Consider the following 6898-nt stretch of genomic DNA (forward strand, 5'->3'; position numbering starts at 1 on the left):
AGCCGTATGATCTTAAACTTAAAGATGAAAATTTCACTAGGTTACTGCACTGGATCGTATTGCATATGCACGGTAGAAGTTATTGTGATATTTGGATACCCCTGTCTTGTGAGAACTGCAGTCCAAATTACTCGACCACTTGGTAAACAATAACCAGGAGGCGGGTTTTCATTAGGATAGCACGATCCTAATGCAAGTGAAATAATTCCTTTTTTGACTGGAGAATTTTGAACACTGACAGCAACATACTCATTTGTATTTATAGCTTGATAAGTCAAACTGGCAACTGAATAACCATAAACACTCGGATCATAACCGTTCATTCTCGGAATATATTCGTATGTTGAAATTGTTTGCCCATTTACCCCATTGACAGGATATCTTTGTCCGAGAATATAACTTGATGGCGGTGTCCAAGTTACCTGCAAAGATAGCTTTCCGCTTATAAATTTCCTATAAGAATTTCCGTCCGGATTTATCAATCCAAAAGCCATCCATCCATCTGGCAATCTGCTTATAAAATCATTATAAAAATCTGAACCAGGAGTTGAATTCAAGGTCAAGATATCATTTTGAAAATTACCATATGATGTATTACTATTTGACATTGCATTAAAAATATCATCAAGATTTGTATTATTACCATTGACAAAAGACGGTTTAAGTGATGTTTTGACAAAATTTGTTAGCTGTAAGTGCGCAAATGGACTACTAGCGCCATTATCATTATAATATGTGTACATAGTCGAAAAACCTTGAATACTGTATATCGTTGATCCTGGAACTATTGCACCAGTGTTCCAAATATACAATCCTCTTCGATATAGGTATCTAGTATCTCCAGCCGAAGGAGTATCAATATCCTCTCCAAGAACTCTAACACCATCAAGCGATCTATTGTAAAAATACCATGTCTGGTTCCAGTAAGAGCTGAATTCCTTCTCTAATGTCCATCTTTCAAACGGATCAATAGTAGTAATATAAGTTACAGGTTGGGGGGGTGTTCCGCCGCCTTCATCTCCTGGAGGTTTATCCAAAAAAAGATTGTTCTGTGACATTATATAGGTATTTGAATGCCCATCGCTCAATTCCGGGACAATCTCTAAATTATCAAAATCATTTTTCTGTACAACATCTTGATTTACCTGTACATCCTTATTCTCACATGACAACAAGAAAACAAGAATCAACCCACCTACACTTAGCTTTTTCATGAAATCCCTCCTACTCCTAAAGATTAAGTATGCTACCGATATTGAAAATAATTTATTCTATGATGTTGCAAGCTAAAAAACTATTTTTAAAATGTCAATATTTAAAATAACCCGTTGTGTGAATTAAGCGAAAGCATATTTGATAAGGTTAAGATTTTTTTGATTTTGATGATTAAAGAGTTGCGAAATAGTTAGCGCCGTGATTTTGGAAAGTATTCGAGTTTTAAAGCCATCCAAGGATTTGGCATAGTTGCGCTGGATCATAAATTGATCACAGAGTTGCGAAAAAAGAGTTTCAATCCGTTTACGTGATTTACGAAGGATGGAAGGTTGTTTAACATATTTTTTTTGATTGGCACGCATAGGTGTTTGCAGGTTAATACGGGCCGAGGTATGGACTTGCTATATTGTAAAGGACACTGAGTTAAGGTAAATTAACTTAACAAAATGAGGTCAGAATCATGCACATTATCATAAGGCAGTTCACAGGCGAGTATAAGCTTGAGACCGTGCGATTAAGCTATCAGCGTGGTAGTATAGTGGAGTTAGCCTCCGAATTAGGCTTGCGTCCGTCATTGATTTATCGTTGGCGTAGCGAGTTTGAAACAAGCGGTGAAAAAAAATTTTCCGGGTAACGGCCATAGCCGGACTAATGAGGATGAAATTGTACGTCTCAAGCGAGAATTGGCGGATGGACTTGGCTGATCGTCAGATCATAGGATGGTCATTTTCTCAATCTATGACGAGTCAAGCTACGGCCATTACAGCCTTTCAAATGGCATGTATTAAGCGTAAGCCTGCTCATGCGATGATCTTTCCTGACCGGGGTAGTCAGTATGCGGCTGAAGCTTTTCGTAATCTTTTGGCTAGTTATGGAATATGTCAGAGTATGAGCCGCAAAGGTAATTGTTGGGACAACGCTGTAGCGGAATCCTTCTTTAAAACCCTTAAAACGGAATTACCAAAAGGGTATCAAAAATTGACGTATGAAGAGCTTCGCATGCAGATATTTGAATATATCGAAATTTGGTATAATCGAAAACGTTTACATTCGGCGTTGGATTACAGAACGCCTATGGAAATGGAATCTTTATTAACACTTGTCGCTTAACCAACTGTCCACTTTTATGTGGCAAGTTCATAGTGTCTATGATGAATACCAATGGGTCGAGGTTAAGTTCTTGTACGATACGTTGACGCAGGCTTTCGATAAAAGAAAACAATTTACGGCGGCGTACATTATATCCGGAGCGATCAATAAGTGCAGGAATTGTTTTGGGGTATCGCCGAAGATGCGTAAACAAACGGTTTTCGCTGTCTATGGAAAGAATTTCACTGCTGAGACTCAAGGCCATCACAGCGGCATCGGATAATTTAGGACGAGGGCCGGGTTTAGGGATATTACCATGCCCATCGAAACGGTCTGATAAATGTTGATGTACCATTTTGAGTACGCGAGCGAATGTTTCTTTGAAGTTGTGCATGAATTTGATTCCTAAAAATTTCAAATTCATTTTTAGTACAGCCAAATTCATGCCAACATTATATTACTTTAATTCACACAACGGGTTGAATAAATGATTTTAAATCAGTTTTAATTCCGACAAACAGGTTTTGATACGCTCAAACGAACGACCGATATCGCTATCTAAACCGACGGACATACGAACCAAACCATCACCGAGCCCCATCGCTTGACGCTCTTCTTCCGGAATTTCGGATGAGGTACTATGCCCGGGAGCGCTGAATAGCGTTTTAAAATAACCCAAACTCACAGCGAGGTATCCGACTTTTTCTTGCTGCATCCGCGTCATCAAAGTTTCAGCTTTTTCCGATGTACCGGCATCAATCGCCAGCATACCGCCAAATCCGAATTGTTCATTCATCATAGACTTAAGGAGTTCATGTTGACGATGCGACGGCAGCCCAGGATAATATACCCGTAACCCCAATTTTTCAAGCTCCGTGGCAATATAAAGCGCGTTACGGCTATGCTGTTGGATGCGAATATGCAAACTATGTAAATTTTTCAGAATACTCGCTGCGCGCATGCTATCAAGCACAGGCCCCATAAGCATACATGCTCCGGAATTGATATCCGTGAGTTGATGGATGAATTCGTCACTGGCGCAGATGCAGCCCGCTACGCAATCGCTCGTACCGTTGATAAATTTGGTCAAACTGTGAACCACCACATCCGCACCTTGGCGAATCGGCGAAATGGTCATAGGACTGAAAGTATTATCAACCACGAGTTTTGCCTTATGCGTATGCGCCAGTTTTGCAAGCGCGGGTATATTGGCTACTTCCAGCAAAGGATTGCTCACCGCTTCGGTATAGATCACCCGCGTCTTGGAAGAGATTAATTTTTGAATGGCAGGAATGTCTTGCATATTGACAAAATGAACTTTGATCCCGAGTCGTGGAAGAAAATTTTTGAATAGCGCGTACGTCCCGCCATACACCGTACGGCTGCATATCACTTCATCGCCGGTCATGCATGATTGGAGTATGGTCGAACTGATGGCGGCCATGCCGGACGCCGTTACCTGAGCGGATGCACTGGCTTCGAGGGCTGCCAGTGAACGCGAAAGTTCTTTATTGATCGGGTTCCAGTGGCGCGAATATAGAAAACAACCTTCGATTTCGTGATCAAACAATTCACGCATTTTATCCGGTGACATAAAAGTATATGTCGAAGAATCGGTAATGGACGGATTGACATCGCCGTATTCACCGAATACCCAGTGATCTTGTATCGCAAGCATGGGATCATAACTCATAGCAACGCCCTTTCCTGAAGTATTTCATCAGAAAAAAAGGCAAATACGCTCTACATCCAATGATATTTGTCAATAAACGCTTTAAAGTTTTTTAATAATTAAATAACTACATAATTATTTTATTTAATATCACACTACAAAAAACCGTCTTGTAAAAGTACGGCATCTTCACAAAACGGTTAAATATAATACAAATGCTATTTTGCCGGGGCCAGCATAACGCCATCCACCACATGGATAATCCCATTAGAGGCAGGAATGGACGCAATGATCGTAGCATTACCATTGACGATAACTTTGCCGTCTTTGACGCTAAACGTCGCCGGCTGACCGCTAAACATATTCATTACCTGACCGTCACGAAAACTTTCGGATTTGAAGATACTCACATTCACATGATAAAATAATACGTTTTTAAGCGCACTTTTTTTCTCCGGTTTCAAAAGCTCTTCGACGGTTCCTTTGGGCAACTTTTCAAACGCCGCATTCGTCGGCGCAAAAACCGTGAACGGGCCGGGATTGGCCAATACATCCACAAGGCCGCTGGCTTTGAGTGCCTCGACAAGCGTCGTGTGATCTTTGGAGCCGAGAGCAATTTGAACAATGTTCTTCTGTGATACATTGTCATTCACAGCCGACATACCGGCCGGCATATTGGCGCCGCCCTTGTCCGAGTTATCCGACGGCTTCGATGGGGATTGGCAACCGCTCAATACGATGCCGGTAATCACTAACAACATCATTAAACGTTTCATAAAACTTCTCCTGAATTTTATCATAGCGGTTCACGTTTTGAACCTGATTAAATATATATTTTATTTTAATTAAAGTCAAAAGAGTCTTAAATCTTTAATTAAAAAATTTTTATACTTTTTCTTTTCCACCCAGCTGATTAGTTCATCATATCAAGTTTGTTTTTGGCTACGCGTGCCAGTCGGTGGCGTTCCCATAGCGGAGGGAAATACTGCTTTTCCTCGGTAAATTTTTTTACTTCGTCCTTAAGTATTGCACGAATGGCGTGATGCCGCTCTGAAAACCACTGATTGCGCAGAGCCGCCGTTGCACTCATTCCTTCCGGGATTGGCCCGACTTTTCCAAAAAAATTTAGAATTACAGAATAGGCTTTTGCTATTCGGGCCGGCGGTAAATACCACATGTTATACTCTATCGGTTTGCCGGCATCGGCATCTTCCAGCATGATATCAATCACGGCATTATCCAGTTGATCCTGTAACAGCGCAGATGCATTTCGCCATTCGGCTACGACTTGCAGTTGCGGATCGTATTCGAGATCCGCCGGTTCCTGTGTTTCAAAATGCCGAACACCGAAATACGACAACCATTGTTTGGTACCCGGCGACGTGATACGCGAAATACCCATCCACAAACCGATTCCTACCGATTCATACGCCGACGAAGCCACCTCGGAACAAAACAATGCGCCATGATCGCGGTAGTTCATAACAAAATCGTACGGAATGTGCTTTTGCAAGGCCGCCTGAAGGGCAAAATCCGCCGCTTTATGCGGCGCCATCGGATCGCCGGCCAAAACAGGAATATCATAGCGCGGACGCAAGATCAAAATGCGTAATTTTTTATCGGCGATGTATTCATCCCATGTTGCGATTGCAACGCCTTTCTCAATATGCGCCTCAATCAATGAAATTTTTCCGGTCGCCGAATCAATATGCACAAGCGCGACATGCGAAAAATTACCCGGAAAATCATTACCGCGGGCAATCAATGCCGATGTCGGCGCACCGCCGCGTGATACCAAAATATCACCGCTATGCAACGTAACACCCAATACCTCGGCATGTGGTGTAACCGAGGACTCCGCATGCCCGAAACTAAGCTCCGTAAGTTTTTCGGTCTGCGATTGTAGTAGAACTTCTTCAAGTGCCGTACGCATACCGTACAAAATACGATAAAGTCTTTCTCTAGTGATACGATCGGTCATATCCCAACTACGGCTTTGCCTCTTTACGGCGAATCGCAAACTCATAATAACACGCGAAAAATCAGCAACGTATTCCGGCTTTACCGCAACGCGGGTAGCTAAATAATAAACGCTCCGCTCAATATGCCAAAACAACGCGTCGTTTGGACTCACAGCATTAGTATTCAGTGTGTCGGCCATGCGTTGTAACTGAGCCATGGATTGTTGAATCAATTTGTCCGTTTGTAAGCCCTTTTCATTACGTGATGCTACAAATTCGCGCTCTAGCGTTTGCCACAAACTGTCCTGATTCCATGTAAAAGACTGAATAATATCCGATTCTGAAGTTATCCATGTTTCTTCAGGAATCATCAAAAAGAAATAAAACAAAATAATGCCTAAGGTGAATTTGTATTTTTTTCCCATTGCTATATCACATTCCTCAATTTGTTTATCCAGAAGATGCTCATTTCCTAAATCATAATCGAAAGCTTTTTAAAAATTTACCAAAGATAGGGTATGCTTGGATAGTAAGGTATGTTTATACTATGGAATACTTACATGTGTACTCAAATAAAAATATTTAAAAAAACCTGTAAGTTTTTGAGATAAATCCGAACTCTACATATGAACATCACGAAGCAAAGGGAATATTTTATGCACCACCGATTAATCACTCTTATGCTTTTATGGTTTGCAGCCTTAATCGTATTTCAGATAACCCCTCTTTCGAAATCACTAGCAGGCATTGACGCCAAGACCCGCCTCAAACTCAAACTGCGTAAACCGGATATTGTTGACATCAAATTCATCAATGCCGGTAACTGGCGTTACGCCATGCGTAATCAGGGATCCTTTATGTATGACAGTCCCGATAGTGATGGTAATGGCAATAATGCCGGAGGAATATTTCCACGTGGCTCAGATGTTAGTATCGTCTTTGCCGCCGGTGCATGGATCGG

8 protein-coding genes and 1 pseudogene are annotated in these 6898 nt (G+C 41.6%); 3 read left to right on the forward strand and 6 right to left on the reverse strand.

Going from position 1 to position 6898, the window contains the following annotated elements:
* Positions 1–41: 41 nt before the first annotated feature.
* Positions 42–1214, reverse strand: coding sequence for a hypothetical protein (locus HUU58_14380; GenBank protein NUN46861.1), 1173 nt, complete (start codon positions 1212–1214; stop codon positions 42–44).
* Positions 1215–1337: 123 nt separating this feature from the next.
* Positions 1338–1595 (reverse strand): annotated as a pseudogene (locus HUU58_14385) (transposase).
* Positions 1596–1675: 80 nt separating this feature from the next.
* On the opposite strand from HUU58_14385, the gene HUU58_14390 reads away from it, so the two are divergent.
* Both HUU58_14390 and HUU58_14395 read left to right on the forward strand, forming a co-directional pair.
* Entirely contained in the window at positions 1676–1849 is a 174-nt protein-coding gene (locus HUU58_14390) for a transposase (GenBank protein NUN46862.1), read from the forward strand.
* Positions 1850–1872: 23 nt separating this feature from the next.
* The gene (locus tag HUU58_14395; protein ID NUN46863.1) at positions 1873–2325 is read left to right on the forward strand and encodes an IS3 family transposase; all 453 of its coding nucleotides are present in this window, start codon (positions 1873–1875) and stop codon (positions 2323–2325) included.
* Here HUU58_14395 and HUU58_14400 read toward each other — a convergent pair.
* From HUU58_14400 to HUU58_14415, 4 genes are all read right to left on the reverse strand, one after another.
* Positions 2288–2698, reverse strand: a complete 411-nt coding sequence (locus HUU58_14400; GenBank protein NUN46864.1) for a hypothetical protein — start codon at positions 2696–2698, stop codon at positions 2288–2290. The two genes, HUU58_14395 and HUU58_14400, sit on opposite strands and share 38 nt — an antisense overlap.
* A 99-nt stretch (positions 2699–2797) precedes the next feature.
* On the reverse strand, positions 2798–3997 hold the full coding sequence (locus HUU58_14405; protein ID NUN46865.1) for an aminotransferase class I/II-fold pyridoxal phosphate-dependent enzyme: 1200 nt from the start codon (positions 3995–3997) through the stop codon (positions 2798–2800).
* Positions 3998–4194: 197 nt separating this feature from the next.
* On the reverse strand, positions 4195–4752 hold the full coding sequence (locus HUU58_14410; GenBank protein ID NUN46866.1) for a fasciclin domain-containing protein: 558 nt from the start codon (positions 4750–4752) through the stop codon (positions 4195–4197).
* 137 nt (positions 4753–4889) lie between these two features.
* Positions 4890–6362 carry a hypothetical protein gene (locus HUU58_14415; protein ID NUN46867.1) on the reverse strand — a complete coding sequence of 491 codons (1473 nt, stop codon included), beginning with the start codon at positions 6360–6362 and terminating at the stop codon, positions 4890–4892.
* Positions 6363–6593: 231 nt separating this feature from the next.
* Here HUU58_14415 and HUU58_14420 point away from each other — a divergent pair.
* Positions 6594–6898 (forward strand): hypothetical protein (locus HUU58_14420; protein ID NUN46868.1); only part of this gene is annotated, 305 nt, incomplete at its 3' end.

The organism is bacterium (assembly GCA_013360215.1).
Classification (GTDB): domain Bacteria; phylum CLD3; class CLD3; order SB21; family SB21; genus JABWCP01.